General features: G+C 30.5%; 16 protein-coding genes. 13 read left to right on the top strand and 3 right to left on the bottom strand.

The features are described 5' to 3' along the window. Positions 1-20: 20 nt before the first annotated feature. From yyaC to KPL51_RS10970, 3 genes are read right to left on the bottom strand one after another with little or no spacing between them, the layout of a single operon-like run. Complete coding sequence (yyaC, locus tag KPL51_RS10960; protein WP_216160953.1) at positions 21-623, bottom strand: spore protease YyaC; 603 nt, start codon at positions 621-623, stop codon at positions 21-23. Between the two features lie 48 nt (positions 624-671). Beyond that, positions 672-1,724: a sporulation integral membrane protein YtvI gene (gene ytvI, locus KPL51_RS10965; protein WP_216160956.1), complete on the bottom strand. Its 1,053-nt coding sequence runs from the start codon at positions 1,722-1,724 to the stop codon at positions 672-674. A gap of 9 nt (positions 1,725-1,733) precedes the next feature. Beyond that, complete coding sequence (locus tag KPL51_RS10970) at positions 1,734-2,888, bottom strand: aminotransferase class V-fold PLP-dependent enzyme (RefSeq protein WP_216160958.1); 1,155 nt, start codon at positions 2,886-2,888, stop codon at positions 1,734-1,736. A gap of 385 nt (positions 2,889-3,273) precedes the next feature. Here KPL51_RS10970 and yedF point away from each other — a divergent pair, with 385 nt between their 5' ends. The 13 genes from yedF to KPL51_RS11035 all read left to right on the top strand — a co-directional run bounded on the left by yedF (position 3,274) and on the right by KPL51_RS11035 (position 14,849). Then, positions 3,274-3,858, top strand: coding sequence for a sulfurtransferase-like selenium metabolism protein YedF (gene yedF, locus KPL51_RS10975; RefSeq protein ID WP_216160960.1), 585 nt, complete (start codon positions 3,274-3,276; stop codon positions 3,856-3,858). A gap of 108 nt (positions 3,859-3,966) precedes the next feature. Beyond that, a complete protein-coding gene (locus KPL51_RS10980; RefSeq protein ID WP_216160962.1) occupies positions 3,967-4,239 on the top strand; it encodes a putative Se/S carrier protein in 273 nt (90 codons plus the stop codon). 19 nt (positions 4,240-4,258) lie between these two features. Then, the gene (locus KPL51_RS10985) at positions 4,259-4,444 is read left to right on the top strand and encodes a DUF951 domain-containing protein (protein ID WP_216160964.1); all 186 of its coding nucleotides are present in this window, start codon (positions 4,259-4,261) and stop codon (positions 4,442-4,444) included. 96 nt (positions 4,445-4,540) lie between these two features. Continuing rightward, positions 4,541-4,828, top strand: a complete 288-nt coding sequence (gene rpsF / locus KPL51_RS10990; protein ID WP_216160966.1) for a 30S ribosomal protein S6 — start codon at positions 4,541-4,543, stop codon at positions 4,826-4,828. A gap of 11 nt (positions 4,829-4,839) precedes the next feature. After that, positions 4,840-5,280 carry a single-stranded DNA-binding protein gene (locus KPL51_RS10995; RefSeq protein ID WP_216160968.1) on the top strand — a complete coding sequence of 147 codons (441 nt, stop codon included), beginning with the start codon at positions 4,840-4,842 and terminating at the stop codon, positions 5,278-5,280. A gap of 31 nt (positions 5,281-5,311) precedes the next feature. After that, positions 5,312-5,575, top strand: coding sequence for a 30S ribosomal protein S18 (gene rpsR, locus KPL51_RS11000; protein ID WP_376770086.1), 264 nt, complete (start codon positions 5,312-5,314; stop codon positions 5,573-5,575). Positions 5,576-5,909: 334 nt separating this feature from the next. Continuing rightward, positions 5,910-6,224: a MazG-like family protein gene (locus KPL51_RS11005; RefSeq protein WP_216160972.1), complete on the top strand. Its 315-nt coding sequence runs from the start codon at positions 5,910-5,912 to the stop codon at positions 6,222-6,224. Between the two features lie 15 nt (positions 6,225-6,239). After that, complete coding sequence (locus KPL51_RS11010) at positions 6,240-7,247, top strand: DUF2232 domain-containing protein (RefSeq protein WP_216160974.1); 1,008 nt, start codon at positions 6,240-6,242, stop codon at positions 7,245-7,247. Between the two features lie 13 nt (positions 7,248-7,260). Beyond that, positions 7,261-9,252: a DHH family phosphoesterase gene (locus tag KPL51_RS11015; RefSeq protein WP_216160977.1), complete on the top strand. Its 1,992-nt coding sequence runs from the start codon at positions 7,261-7,263 to the stop codon at positions 9,250-9,252. Then, complete coding sequence (gene rplI / locus KPL51_RS11020) at positions 9,252-9,695, top strand: 50S ribosomal protein L9 (protein ID WP_216160980.1); 444 nt, start codon at positions 9,252-9,254, stop codon at positions 9,693-9,695. The genes KPL51_RS11015 and rplI overlap by 1 nt, the downstream gene beginning before the upstream one ends. A gap of 71 nt (positions 9,696-9,766) precedes the next feature. Further along, positions 9,767-11,665, top strand: coding sequence for a Lon family ATP-dependent protease (gene lonC, locus KPL51_RS11025; protein WP_216160983.1), 1,899 nt, complete (start codon positions 9,767-9,769; stop codon positions 11,663-11,665). A gap of 81 nt (positions 11,666-11,746) precedes the next feature. Beyond that, positions 11,747-13,078, top strand: coding sequence for a replicative DNA helicase (locus KPL51_RS11030; protein ID WP_216160986.1), 1,332 nt, complete (start codon positions 11,747-11,749; stop codon positions 13,076-13,078). Positions 13,079-13,793: 715 nt separating this feature from the next. Next, the gene (locus KPL51_RS11035; RefSeq protein WP_216160989.1) at positions 13,794-14,849 is read left to right on the top strand and encodes a ParM/StbA family protein; all 1,056 of its coding nucleotides are present in this window, start codon (positions 13,794-13,796) and stop codon (positions 14,847-14,849) included. The last annotated feature ends 1 nt before the right edge of the window (position 14,850 follow it).

Consider the following 14,850-nt stretch of genomic DNA (forward strand, 5'->3'; position numbering starts at 1 on the left):
TGTTTTTTTATGTGATTAAATTAACCTTCAACATCTTTTATATTGAAATCATCATAGTTATAACTAAAACTTCTTCCACCTAAAGTCTTAAGTACAGAATGATATAAACCATTTGATATAGCATCAGCAAGCATCATTACTGTGTACAATCTTGTATTTTGAAGCACCATAAATTCAAAGGCACCAGATATGTTTACAACTCCCGTTATGCTAAGATCACCTACTTTAGGTAAATCTTTATTTAAAGCAGCACCTGGGCATAAGGGTTTTTCTTCAATAATTATTTTACCTACATTTTGTAAACTTCCAAGGCAAGCATCAATTGCAATGATGTAAGGGTTAGTATAGGAATAGTTAATTTCATCAATTGTTTCACATAAATTTTTTGCATGTACAGGACATTCAAGACTTCCATAAATATGAATCTTATTTCTAACTAGAAATTTGAGTTTGTTTCCAACTAAAGGTCCTAAACTGTCACCAGTAGATCTGTCGGTACCAATACACAAAACAACAATAGGACGTGAGCATTTAACAATGGGAAAAATATACTGACTTATAATATCTCTTAACTTAAAAGTGCAATCTCGGGACATAGAATCTAAAATAACTTTATCTAACATAAAAAAAACCTCCTATTTGGATTTTATCCATGTAGAAGGTTTTTTATTCTATAAAACTTCAACTTTTTTCAAAATATTGTAAAACACTACTAAAAACATACAAAATAGCATTCCAATAAGACCGTTTGCTTTTAATCCTATAAATATAGCAGCAAGAACTGCCACAGGATTAATTCCTAGCGATGAGGATACAATCTTAGGTTCTATAATTTGCCTTACTATGGTGATAATTACATAAGATATTAGTAGGCCTAAAGCAGCTACATAGTTGCCAGATATAAAAAATATTACTATTAAAGGAATATATATGGACCCTATACCAAAAATGGGAAGTAAATCAAATATTCCGCATAATATGCTTAGTGTTACGGCATACTTAACTTTAAAAACTAAAAAAACAACTAATGTTTCCAGAAAGGTTATTGTGATTATAAGCAAGTATGATAGTAAATAATTTTTAACCATTTTTTTTGATTCATCAAATATATAATGAATTCTATCTCCATTTTTAGCAGGAATCAAATCAAATATTTTTTTGCTTGAAGATGATAAATCTTTTGTGAAAAAATATGTGGTAAGTAAAGTGAATAATAAAACCATTAGTGTATATGGAATAGCAGACATGAAACCCAGGGTTAGTGAAAATATTTTTGTTGAGGCATCCATACTAATATTTATGGTTTTGGTAATATAGTTAGAAATATTTGATTTAATATTAGTAAGTATGCTGGGGTCTAAATTTTTATAGTAACTTTGCATATTACTAAAAAAATCTAGTATATTATTTTTGTTAAGGGAAAAATAGGATTGAATATTTTTCCCTAGTTGTATTGATTCTGAAGTTATAGTTGTTATTATTAAAGATAATAATATAATAATCAATGTAAAAAAGATGGTGGTAGTGAATAATGAGGCCATAGCGCTTTTAATCTTTAACTTTCTCATTAAAAATTTTGTTGGTATTTTAAGCAGTGAGGCTAAAATAAGAGCTAATACAAAAGGAAGTGTATAACCTATAGTTCCAAAAAATATTATAAAAACAAAGGTATACAAAACAAAGAAGATAGATAGTTTATCAATTTTCTTAAGAATATTTTCCAATTAAATATATCACACCTTTCGAATAATAGTATTTATAGAGCTTAGGGTATAATTAATGTCCTTAATATCGTTAAAAGGTCCAATGCCAAATCTCAAGGACCCGGTTGGATATGTACCTATGGTTTTATGTGCCAGTGGAGCACAATGAAGACCAGTTCTTGTTGTAATACCATACTGTGTATCTAGCATAAACCCTAACTCGGAATTGTCGATTTTTGTAGAATTGACAGATATAGTAGCGGTTCTTTTAGAAACGTCAGTACAGCCATAAACTTTAACAGAATTTATATTTAATAAGCCCTCGATAAAACTTTTACATAAATCTTCCTCGTGCTGGCGAATAGAGCCTATACCTTGCTTATTAATAAAGTTAATTCCTTCTAAAAGTCCTGCTACACCAGGGCCGTTTAAGGTCCCACTTTCGAATTTATCAGGCAAAAAATCTGGTTGAATAATACTAGATGATAGACTACCAGTGCCACCTTCTATAAATGCAGAACATGCTTCATTTAGATTATCGTCAATTAAAAAGCCGCCTATACCTTGGGGGCCTAATAAACTTTTATGACCTGTGAAAGCTAGTGCATTACAATTTAATTTATAAAAATCTAGAGGTAATACTCCAGCAGTTTGAGCAGTGTCTATAACAAAATAAATACCCTTGTCCTTGCATATTTTTCCTATAGCTTCTAGTGGTTGTATTGATCCAATAATATTAGAAGCATGTGATAAAACTACTAATTTAGTATTGGGCTTAAGTGTATTTATAAAATCAGATATATCTATAAAGCCCTCTTTAGAACAAGGAACAATATCTAATTCTATAATACCCTTTTGAGAAAGAGAACTAAGAGGTCTTAAGGTTGCATTATGATCCATTGATGAAGTTATTACATGCCACCCACTTTTAACAACAGATTTTATAATGGTATTTAAAGAGGTAGTGATATTAGGTGTGAAAATTACATTTTCAACCTTATCAAAATGAAAAAGATCCATTACTGCATATCTACAATTTAAAATAACTTTATTGCCTGCAAGGGCTGAAGTGGATGCACCTCTCCCAGGATTTGTACCTATGTTCATCATATAATTCATCATTGAATTATATACTTCCGCTGGTTTTGGGAATGTAGTGGCTGCGTTATCTAAATATATTTTCATGATATCCTCCAATTTTACAAAATAAATAATAGTATTACTACATTCTATAGAGGATGTAGTATCTATTAATATTATCAATAACAAGTTAAATTTTGTTTTGATATTATTAAAACAATAAATAGTTTATACTTATCTTAGCAAAAGAATAAATAAATTTTTTATAAGACAAAAACTAAATATGATTTTATTTTAAGAATCTACTTTAAAATTAACACATGATACAATATTATAAGCTAAAGTTATCTAAATGTATATCAAATGTAAAAATTTAACTGAATTTTAGAAGCCTTTAATATTGCGGTAATTAAGATAAGAATGTAATAAAGAAAGGGGTGTGAAAGTTTTGGGCTAGTTTTGTAAAAAAATAGCTTAAAACGGAAATAGTATGATTAATATAATAGATTGCAAGGGGTTACAATGCCCATTACCGGTGGTTAAGACAAAAAAATATTTTGAATCAATTGAAAATGGAGAAAGCACAGTCATTGTAGATAATTTAGTTGCTAAAAATAATATAGTAAAACTTGCTGAGGGTAGTGGGTATAAAAGTGTTGTAGAAGAAAAAGAAGAATTATATTATATAAAAATAACTAAAGAAAATAATGAAGTAGTGAGTGCACCAGTAAAAGAAAATAAAAAATTCACATTGGTAGTCTCTACTAATAAATTAGGTGAAGGCGATGATAACTTAGGAGATATACTTATGAAAAGTTATGTATTTGCATTATCGGAAGCAGATTTAATACCTAATGACATACTTTTTATCAATGGAGGAGTAAAACTTACTGTAGATGATTCACCAGTACTAGGAAGTTTAAAGAAATTAGTAGAAAGAGGTGCTAATATCTTAGTTTGTGGAGTTTGTCTTGATTTTTATAATATAAAGGATAAACTTTCTGTTGGAGAAATATCTAATATGTATACTATTGTACAACTTATGAATAATGCAAATAACACTATTAAATTATAAAAGAATACTGGTAAGGTTTAACTACATTTAAGATGTAACTAAATTGAAATTTTAAGATTATAAGGCTATGCGGATGATGATTTAGAGAATAGGATAGGGTGAAAAACATTGAATAAATATTATATAGTAACATTTCAAAATACACTTGAAGCCATGAAGGCAGAAAGAGAAACTATAAAAAAACAAATTAAGGTAGTTGTGATTCCTACGCCTACCTATATAACTAAAAGTTGCGGGATTAGTTTAAAAATAGAAGAAGAAAATATACAAAGTATTTTTAAACTTATAAAATCAGAAAACATAAGAGTAAAAAAGATTTTCCTGCGAGATGGAGAAAGTGTAAAAGCTATTGAAGGTGGGATAAGTAGTGAAATTATTTAATCTAGGAGATATTGTTGAAATGAAAAAAACGCACCCCTGTGGTAGTAAGAACTGGCAAATTGTCAGATTAGGTGCGGATATAAAAATAAAATGTTTAGGTTGTGCTAGAATAGTTATGCTTCCAAGAATTAAATTTGATTCAGCTGTGAAGAAGATTATAAAAGAAAATCTACCCAGAAAAGAGAATGTAACCGAAAAAGAATAATTACTTGATTTATGTTTGATTAAGTGATATAATTTATTCTTGTAATCCCTGCTGTGCAGTGCGCAGCCGTTAGTCCGAGGGGAGGAGGTGAAATTAATGAGAAAATATGAAACTATATTCATATTACATCCTTCATTAGACGAAGAAGCTGTTAAAGCTAACGTTGAAAAATTTAAAGGTGTAATAGAAAATAATGGTGGAGTTATTGAAAATGTTGATGCATGGGGCAAAAGAAAATTAGCCTATGAAATACAAAAAGTTGGTGAAGGCCACTATACATTAATCAATTTCAATTCAAATCCCGATTTACCAAAAGAATTAGATAGAGTATTCAGAATCACTGACAGTGTTATAAGACATATCATAATAAATCCAGAAAAATAGGTGGTGCATTTATGAATAAAGTTGTTTTAGTTGGTAGATTAACAAAAGATCCTGAGTTAAAGTTTGCTCAAGGAACAGGAACAGCTGTAGCCACTTTTACTGTAGCCGTTAATAGAAGATTTAAGCGAGAAGGGCAACCAGAAGCAGATTTTATACCAGTAGTTGTATTTGGCAAGACAGCGGAAGCTACTGCTAATTATATGAGTAAAGGTAAATTGTTAAGCATTTCTGGAAACATTCAAACTAGAAATTATGAGGCTAAAGACGGAACTAGAAGATATGTTACTGAAGTGATTGCTGATGAAGTTGACTTCCTTGAATGGGGAGGCAATAAAGAATCAGCAGCGAATACTAATCAAGGTGGAAATAATAGCGGGTCAAATGCTGGATCTAATGATTTCAGTGGTGGTAGCGATATAACACCAATTGATGATGGAGACATCCCATTCTAATATTAGGTAAGGAGGAAAAAAAATCATGGCAATGAACGATCGTAAAAGAAGCAGTGGCGGAAGTGCTGCTGGCGGAAACAGAAAAAGAATGAAAAGAAAAGTTTGCGCTTTCTGTATGGATAAAGCAACTGCAATTGATTATAAAGACATAAACAAATTGAGAAAATATGTTACAGAAAGAGGAAAGATTCTTCCTAGAAGAATTTCTGGAAACTGTGCAAAACATCAAAGAATGCTTACTGTATCTATCAAGAGAGCAAGAAACATAGCATTATTACCATTTACTACAGAGTAGCAAACTCTTACTAATAAATAGTAAGCAGTTACTACAGAGTAGTAAATGACTGAAAGCAGCGCCTTATGGTAGCTGCTTTTATTTTTTAAAAATGAAAAAAAATATTTTAACAAATATTGAGAATAAAATTATAAAAGTATATATGATTGGGTAGGATTTGTAGTATAATTGTAGTTACAATCCAAAAAATGTAAACGTTGAAAAGTGTTAAATATTTAATTACTTATTGCTTATTATATATTAGCTATATATAAATAAACTTTAGTTGCATAATTTCAGAAGAATAACTAAAATAGAGTTATACGTATAAGCCTACAAGGGGAGATGATATACTATGAAAAGAGATGATTTTAATATAATGTCTAACGTTAAGCTAATTGAAAATTTGAAGGCTGAGCTACTATGTATAATAGCTGATTTCTTCAAATTGCTAAGTAAAGGAAGCAATGTTGCTCAAGATGCTATACTAGATTGCATTTCAGCGGCCATAATACTTTTATATATATTAGGTGAAAGGTTAGGATACTCCAATGTAGCTGTTGATGAAAGTATGAAAAAGAAACTAAAGGTTGGAATAGTAGAAGGAGATAATATAGAAAAGGATGGCAAAGATCTAAGCAGGTTATATATGCACATAAAAGGAAGATAAATAATGGAGGAAAAAATGGACAATAAGAATTATAGTACAAGGGCAATTGTAGAGGCTTCTCTCATATCTGTTATAATTTCAGTAATAATGATTATAATAGGATACTTGCCATTTGTATCATTTATAGGAATATTAATATTACCAATTCCAGTGGCAATACTTTATATAAGGCATAATATCAAAATAACTATCACCGCTATACTTTTGAGTATAATTTTAACATCCATGGTATATAATCCAATAATGGCAATATATTCATCTATAACTTGCAGTAGTGTTGGTATCGCACTTGGTTATTGCGTAAAGAAAAATAAAAAATCATCTATAACACTACTAGCATTAACCATTGCGTCTGCAATAGCTGATATATTAACTATAGCTTTTTCAATGTTATTTATAGAAAAAACAGGATTTATGAATTTTGTTACAGATAAATTAGAGTTTTTTAAAGGATCAATGAATGTTTCCTTGAATCAAGTGAAAGCGATTTATTTAAAATCTGGAATAACTGAAAAACAATTGAAGCTTTTAAATGACAACTTTGAAATGATAAAAAAGATGGATGTTTCTATGGTTTTGGCAATAATCCCTGCAGCTATTGTTTTGGGAGCTTTTATATCAGCTTATTTGAATTATATAGTGTCTAGAGCAATATTAAACAAGTTAAACTATAAAATGGAGAAAGTATTACCGTTTAGAAAAGTTTATGTTTCGAACATAGTAGGAGCAATACTCATAGGCATAGTATGCATAGGAATAATACTCTCAGCAAAAAAAATAGCTGGCGGCAATTATATACTAAGTACATCTCAGCTTATTGTTCAGTGTGTATTTATTATTAATGGCCTGGCGGCAAGTACATATTTTCTAAGAATTAAAAGGAATTTATCAAAGCTTGTAGTAGTACTAATTTTAGGGTTAACAATGCTTTCGCCTCTACGTAATGTTTACTTTTCAATAGGACTCATGGAAATGGCTTTTGATTTTAGAAAGCTTGACCCATATAGAATTAAAAGAAAATAATTGGGGGCGAATTATGGATAATAAATATAATTACTTTAATGTCAATAATAAAATATATATGGTGACTATGGCCCTATTCATATGTATAATATTTTATTATGGGCATCTTGAAGTGGGAATACTAATGCTAGGAATATATGCTATATTAGTAGTGTATAATATCTACAACTCAAAGATTAAAAAAAATGAGTGGAAGAAATTTATTGAGAATTTTTCTTCTAAACTTGATATAGCAACTACAAGTACTTTAGTAAAGCTTCCATTTCCATTAATAATAATAGGGTATATGGGAAACATTTTATGGTACAATCAAAGTGTAACTACAATGCTAGAAGGGGAAGATCTTTTAAATAAAAATATTAGAGATATAATTGTGGAACTCAATTTAAAGCAAGTTTTAGAGGGTAAGAAAAATATATTCCCAAATATTAAAATAAAAGATAATTTCTATGAAATTTATACTAATATTGTAGATACAAACGAAAATAAAAATGTTAAAGATAAAATTATGCTTTTATATTTTTATGATATAACTGAAAAGACCAATTTAATAAAGGGTATTAATGGTAATAGAGAAAGTGTTATGCTAGTAGAGGTTGATAATCTTGATGATGTCATTAAGACTACAGAAGAAGACAAGGCACCTATGCTTGTAGCGGATATTGAGCGAACAATAAACAGCTATGGACAGAGTGTAAATGCTGTGGTAAAAAAGTATACATCAAATAAATATGTTATTATAGTACAAGACAAGTATATTGAAAAAGAAATAGAAAAGAAATTTGACATACTAGATAGTGTACGCGAAATAAGTAATGGTAACAAACTTGCAGTTACTTTAAGTGTAGGCATAGGTAGGGGTGAAGATACACCACTTAAAAACTACGAATTTGCTATTTCTGCTAAGGAACTTGCTTTAGGTAGAGGTGGTGATCAGGCAGTAGTGAAAAAAGGTGATAAATTATCTTTCTTTGGTGGAAAAACAAAAGAAGTTGAGAAAAGAACTAAAGTTCGTGCAAGAGTTATTGCTCATGCATTAATGGATTTAGTAAATGAGAGTGATGCAATTTTTATTATGGGACATAAAAACCCTGATGCTGATTGTTTAGGTGCCGCTATTGGTCTATATAGTATTATTAAAAGCCAAAATAAAGAATGCTATATTATTCTCGAAGGAATAAGTACTGGCATAAAAAGTATGATGGATATATTACAGGAAGATGACGAATATAAAAATACTTTTATAACAAGTGAAAAATTTAAAAGTGTTAAAGGTTCCAATAATTTGCTTATAATAGTAGATGTTCATAATGAAAGTTATGTGCTCAATTTAGAAATAGTTAAAGATGTAGAAAAAATGGTTATAATTGATCATCATAGAAAATCTCAAGACTTCATACAAGGGGCAGTGCTAAGCTATATGGAAACCTACGCGTCATCTACTGCTGAACTAGTTACTGAGATGATTCAATATATGGTAGATAAGCCAAAGCTTAAACATATAGAAGCAGTGTGTCTACTCGCAGGAATATGTATAGATACAAAAAATTTCTATTTTAAAACTGGAGTTAGAACCTTTGAGGCTGCTGCGTTTTTAAGACGTCATGGGGCTGATACTATGGATGTTAAAAAAATGTTTTCTGACGATTTGGATGTATATTTAAAAAGAGCGGATATTATAAAATCTGCAAAAGTTGAAAATGAAATTGCCATAGCAGTTTGTCCGAAAGCAGTAGAAGATACAGTGCTTGCTGCTCAAGCAGCGGATGAACTTCTAAATATTACGGGTATTGAGGCATCATTTGTTATTGTTAAAATAGGGGATGAAGTATTTGTTAGTGGAAGGTCTCTCGGCAAAATAAATGTACAGTTGATACTTGAGACGTTAGGTGGGGGAGGACATATGACTATGGCTGGTACAAAATTTACTTCACTAAGGCTTGAAGAAGTAGTAGTGAAATTAAATGAAGCTATAGATGAATACTTAAGGGAAGGTGAAAAATAATGAAAGTTATTTTATTAAAAGATATTAAAAGTGTAGGTAAAAAGGGCGACGTTATAAATGCTGCAGATGGGTATGCGAGAAATTTTTTATTTCCTAGGAAACTAGCTGAGGAAGCATCAGACGTAAATATGCATATGTTAAATAAAAAGAATGATACCCAAAGAAAAAAGAAAACAACTGAAATTGAAGAAGCACAAAAAACAGCTAATGATCTTAAAGATAAAGTTGTAAAAATAGTTGGAAAAGCTGGAGAAAATGGGAAGCTATTTGGAGCTATTACAAATAAAGATATAGCAACAGCTCTAAATAAACAATGTAATTTAGACATTGATAAAAAGAAAATCGTAACAGAGACAATAAAATTATTAGGAACTTATGAAGTAGAAATAAAAGTATATCCAGAAATATCTACTAAGATTAAAGTTCTTGTTTGTGAGGAATAATCATATAAAATGAAGGGAGGAAACGCTTTAGTAAATAAATTGATAATGTTATTTATTAAAGCGGATTGATCTTGAAGACATTACTTGTTAATAAACTCGGAGAACCGGACGCAAAAGATGAATTACCAATAAATACGCAAATTGATGTTTTGTATGAAATAATGAGAAACGTAATAGATGAAAGTAGTATAAAGTCTAAAACTATAAAATTTAAACTCCAAAAATATATAAAAAGCGAAGATATATTTAAAAGATTGTACGCACTAAATAAAATTATCAGCAACGGTAAGGGAATAGATGTAGTACCCAATCAGAAGAATGTATATGAGGTGTTAGATAAAACTAACAATTATCTTACTGAAGAAATAGCTAAAAGATATGTACAAAATAAGATTGAAACTGAAGTAGAAAAAAACCTTATGGAAAAGCAAGATAAATATATTGATGAAGTAAGACTTAGCATAATTAAAAAACAAAAGGGCCCTGAAAATGCTAAAACACTTAAAAAATATGCGGAGCTTGAAGAACTTGATAGTAGAAAGTTGACAAAAAATATACAAGCTATGCTAAGACCAGAGAGTTTTAGTGAAATAATTGGGCAAGAAAGGGCTATAAAATCTCTGCTATCTAAAATGGCATCGCCATACCCTCAACATATTATTCTTTATGGACCACCGGGGGTTGGTAAGACAACTGCAGCTAGGCTTGCTCTAGAGGAAGCTAAAAAGTTAAGTTATACCATTTATGATAAAGATGCTAAATTTATAGAAGTGGACGGTACAACACTTAGATGGGATCCAAGAGAAATAACAAATCCTCTACTCGGTTCTGTTCACGACCCAATATATCAGGGAAGCAAAAGGGACTTAGCGGAAACTGGAATTCCTGAACCAAAAACAGGTCTTGTTACCGAGGCTCATGGAGGAATATTATTTATTGATGAAATAGGAGAACTTGATAATATACTCCAAAACAAACTTCTTAAAGTTCTAGAAGATAAGAGAGTTGAGTTTTCATCATCTTATTATGATCCTGAAGATGAAAATACACCTAAATATATAAAATATTTATTTGATAAAGGTGCTCCAGCAGATTTTGTTTTAATAGGGGCTACAACCCGTGAACCATCAGAAATAAATCCAGCACTTAGATCAAGATGTACTGAAGTTTACTTTGAACCATTAACTGCGAAAGATATTGAAACTATAGTAATAAATGCTGCCCATAAATTAAAAGTTGAAGTTGCAGATGGAGTTGCAGAGACAATTAGTAGATATACTATTGAAGGAAGAAAAGCTGTAAACATTTTAGCAGATGCTTATGGATATGTATTGCATAATAGAGAATCAAATAAGAGTTCTAAAATTAAAATTGAGCTTAAGGACCTTTTGGATGTTATATCTATAAGTAGACTTACTACTTATGAAGAATTAGATAATAAACTTAAATTTGAAGTTGGTCATATTTATGGACTTGGAGTATCGGGCTATATAGGATCAACTATAGAAATAGAAACATCAGTATTTGAGGCCAAGGAAAAAGGTAAGGGTCAAGTAAGATTTAATGATACTGCTGGAAGTATGGCGAAAGACTCAGTGTTTAATGCTGCATCAGTAATAAGAAAAACAACTAATAAAGATATTAAGGATTATGACATACATGTAAATATAGTAGGTGGAGGTAAGATTGATGGACCTTCTGCTGGAGCTGCTATAACTGTATGTATAATTAGTTCACTTTTAGATAAACCTTTAAGGCAGGACATTGCTGTAACAGGAGAGATATCCCTTCGTGGTATTATAAAACCAGTTGGCGGTATATTCGAAAAGATTTATGGTGCAAGAAGAAAAGGAATTAAAATGGTTATTCTTCCCATAGAAAATGAAAAAGAAGTACCTATTGATCTTGTGGATATTGAAACAAAAGCTGTATCAACCATTGAAGAACTAATGAAAGTAGTCTTCGAATAAAAATACAATTAACTATAATTAATTGCCCTGTTAAATCATTTTAGCAGGGTATAAACATTATTTTAGGAGAGATGAAATAAAATGGATACACCTCTTAGAAGCCTGCCTTATAATTTAGAAGCAGAACAATCAGTAATTGGATCAATGCTAATAGATAAAACCGCCATATCGAGAGTAGTGGAGGTTTTAAAAGGCGATGATTTTTACAGAGATTCTCATAAAGTTATATTTAATGCTATTTTTGATTTATATCAAAAGGACACACCTATTGACATGATTACACTGCTGGAGCATTTGCGCTCTTCTGAAAAATTAGAAGCTTCAGGAGGAATTACTTATATTACAGAGATAAGTAATTCAATACCCTCTACTGCTAATTTAAGTTCTTATATAAAAATTGTAGATGATAAGTCTATTTTAAGAAAGCTTATCAGAGCTTCTACCGATATTATGGAAAATTGTTATAATAAACAAGACGATGTAGAAGCAGTAATGGATCTTGCAGAGCAAAAGGTTTTTAATATAGCAGAGAGAAAGAATACAAGTGACTTTGAACCAATGAATACCGTACTTGAGAGAGGATTCCTAGAAATAGAAAGAATCTTTAATAATAAAGGCGAAACTACTGGAATACCCAGTGGGTTTCCAGAACTGGATGATAAAACTGCCGGATTCCAAAAGGGAGATATGATTCTTATTGCTGCAAGGCCTTCTATGGGTAAAACTACCTTTGCGTTAAATTTAGCTGAGTATGCAGCTCTTCGGGAAGGAAAAAACGTAGCTATATTTTCACTGGAAATGTCTAAAGAGCAACTTGCATATAAATTACTTTGTTCAGAAGCAAATGTTGATATGTCAAAGCTTAGACATGGTAATTTAGAAGATAAGGATTGGGAAAATATAGCGAAAGCTTCCGGTCCACTAGCGGCTGCTAAAATATTTATTGATGATACAGCGGGAACTTCTGTTATGGATATGCGTTCAAAATGTAGAAAGCTAAAAATGGAGCATGGCATCGACATGATAGTTATTGATTACCTTCAACTTATGTCTGGCAGTAATCCAGAAAGTAGACAACAAGAGGTATCAGAAATATCAAGATCCATTAAAGCCCTTGCAAAAGAGATGCAGTGCCCAGTTATTGCGTTGTCACAGCTCTCACGTGCGCCAGAGCAAAGAGCAGACCATAGGCCTATGCTATCTGACCTTAGAGAGTCAGGGTCCATTGAGCAGGATGCTGACATCGTTATGTTCCTATATAGAGATGAGTATTATGATAAGGAAACAGAAGATAAAAATGTAGCAGAATGTATAATAGCAAAACAGAGGAATGGTCCGGTAGGAACAGTAAGACTTGCATGGATAGGTCAATTCAGTAAATTTGCGAGATTGGATGTTATTCATAGGGATTAGATATAGACTGAAAATTTTTTTTAGAGGATGCTATAACTAAAAGTATATGTCGCTAGAAATGCGTTCGTTTCGCTAAGTAATTTTAAAATTTAGGCGTTGGTGAGTTTTTACTTAACGTCTATTTTTTATGAAGTGAATACATATATATAGAATATTATTAATTAGATAAACCTGTAAAGAATGAGATGATAAGCGGGCTAAAGCTAGTGTATATATATCTACATTTGTATAAATATATATAAATGTAGATATATATATATTTACAAATATAGATATAGATAAATAAATATGTATATGTTTATAAGATATACACATATTTATAGCATTAAAAAAGCAGTTAATTTGGAAGAGCAAAGAACTTATCTTAGATAATCATGATTTATTGAGCTGGATAGTAATCTTATTACGTTTTTATATATAATTAGTATTATAATTATGAGATGAAAGAAGAGAACATACAACAAAGATGGCACAAAGATAGGATAAGGGAACCTTATAAGTTTTCTTATCCTATCTTTGATTTAGTAAATATATATAAATATTTGTAGATATATATATTTATATTTATAAGTAGATATATAAATGTTTACACATATATGTAAATATATGTAGATATATGTTTATAAAAAATATTGCTCTAAAAGAAGGGATTTACATTAAAATACAGAATATATAAATACAAACCATAAAAAGAAAAAACTAGGAGGAAATAAAAATGAACTTAACTGATATATCAAAAAAATACCCTGTGCTAAAAAAAGTATTGGCCTCCGTATTAACTGTAGACATAGGAAATACTTTTACAAAAACAAGTACCAATGTAATATTTGCTAGTCGAGTATCTTCTGTAAGTAAGCATGGTTCAAGGGCTACTGGGATAAGTAACGTCACTTGGAATGGAAAATTTTATACCGTAGGAAACAAAGAAGGTAAGCTTAATATGGAGTCTAACAAATACATGTCAGATCATTATAAGTTGAATCTACTCAATGCTATTGCACTAAGTTTTAAAGGCATAACTAAGATAAAGGTAAGACTTGCGGTTGGACTTCCTGCGGAATACTATATAGATCACAGTATCCAACTTAAAAATGAAATTAAGAAGATGGAGAGGCAAACTATAACAATAAATAATATAACATATGATATAGAAATTTTAGATGTACAAGTATTTAAACAAGGGGGCACATTAAGTGCTGAAACTATGGAAATGTTTAGTTACCCAATGTTGTTACTTGATTTTGGTGGTGGTACTTTAGATGTATCTCAATGGAAATATGAAAAAGATGAATTTGGTAACAAGGTGCTAGGAATGACAAAGGCAAGTAGTTTTGCCCAACATGGTTTTGAGCCAACAATTGAAGCATTGCTTACTAAGTTTAACTCTGCAGAAGGATCTGATGGCAATTATGATATATCAGATGCAATAGAATACTTAGAAGACAATGAACTACCATTTGGAGAGACAAATGTCCTACAAGACATTAAAGACCTGGTATTAAGACCCTATGCAGAGAAAGCAATTAGTTCAATCAATAGTTCATTTAAACCCAATACTTGTAAAGATATAAGAATAATAGGTGGGCCTGCAGAGTTATTACTGGAATATTTAAAAAATGAGTTCAAAAAAACTGAGCCGAAACTGATAGATAGTAAAGATCCTCAATGCGCTAATGCTATATTATTTGCTGAAAGATATAAAGAATTATTAGTGCTTGAGTATTTAGATGGAAATAAAGAAGCTGCTGTAACTACAGAAGCGGGACAATAAT

Source organism: Clostridium bowmanii (genome assembly GCF_018861315.1).
In the GTDB taxonomy this organism is placed as follows: domain Bacteria; phylum Bacillota; class Clostridia; order Clostridiales; family Clostridiaceae; genus Clostridium_AD; species Clostridium_AD bowmanii.

Bases quoted from the DNA above. Each gene is read 5' to 3' on its own strand.
- yyaC (WP_216160953.1), bottom strand. From the start codon at position 623: ATGTTAGATAAAGTTATTTTAGATTCTATGTCCCGAGATTGCACTTTT.
- KPL51_RS10970 (WP_216160958.1), bottom strand. From the start codon at position 2,888: ATGAAAATATATTTAGATAACGCAGCCACTACATTCCCAAAACCAGCG.
- yedF (WP_216160960.1), top strand. From the start codon at position 3,274: ATGATTAATATAATAGATTGCAAGGGGTTACAATGCCCATTACCGGTG.
- KPL51_RS10985 (WP_216160964.1), top strand. From the start codon at position 4,259: ATGAAAAAAACGCACCCCTGTGGTAGTAAGAACTGGCAAATTGTCAGA.
- rpsF (WP_216160966.1), top strand. From the start codon at position 4,541: ATGAGAAAATATGAAACTATATTCATATTACATCCTTCATTAGACGAA.
- KPL51_RS10995 (WP_216160968.1), top strand. From the start codon at position 4,840: ATGAATAAAGTTGTTTTAGTTGGTAGATTAACAAAAGATCCTGAGTTA.
- rpsR (WP_376770086.1), top strand. From the start codon at position 5,312: ATGAACGATCGTAAAAGAAGCAGTGGCGGAAGTGCTGCTGGCGGAAAC.
- KPL51_RS11005 (WP_216160972.1), top strand. From the start codon at position 5,910: ATGAAAAGAGATGATTTTAATATAATGTCTAACGTTAAGCTAATTGAA.
- KPL51_RS11010 (WP_216160974.1), top strand. From the start codon at position 6,240: ATGGACAATAAGAATTATAGTACAAGGGCAATTGTAGAGGCTTCTCTC.
- KPL51_RS11015 (WP_216160977.1), top strand. From the start codon at position 7,261: ATGGATAATAAATATAATTACTTTAATGTCAATAATAAAATATATATG.
- rplI (WP_216160980.1), top strand. From the start codon at position 9,252: ATGAAAGTTATTTTATTAAAAGATATTAAAAGTGTAGGTAAAAAGGGC.
- KPL51_RS11030 (WP_216160986.1), top strand. From the start codon at position 11,747: ATGGATACACCTCTTAGAAGCCTGCCTTATAATTTAGAAGCAGAACAA.
- KPL51_RS11035 (WP_216160989.1), top strand. From the start codon at position 13,794: ATGAACTTAACTGATATATCAAAAAAATACCCTGTGCTAAAAAAAGTA.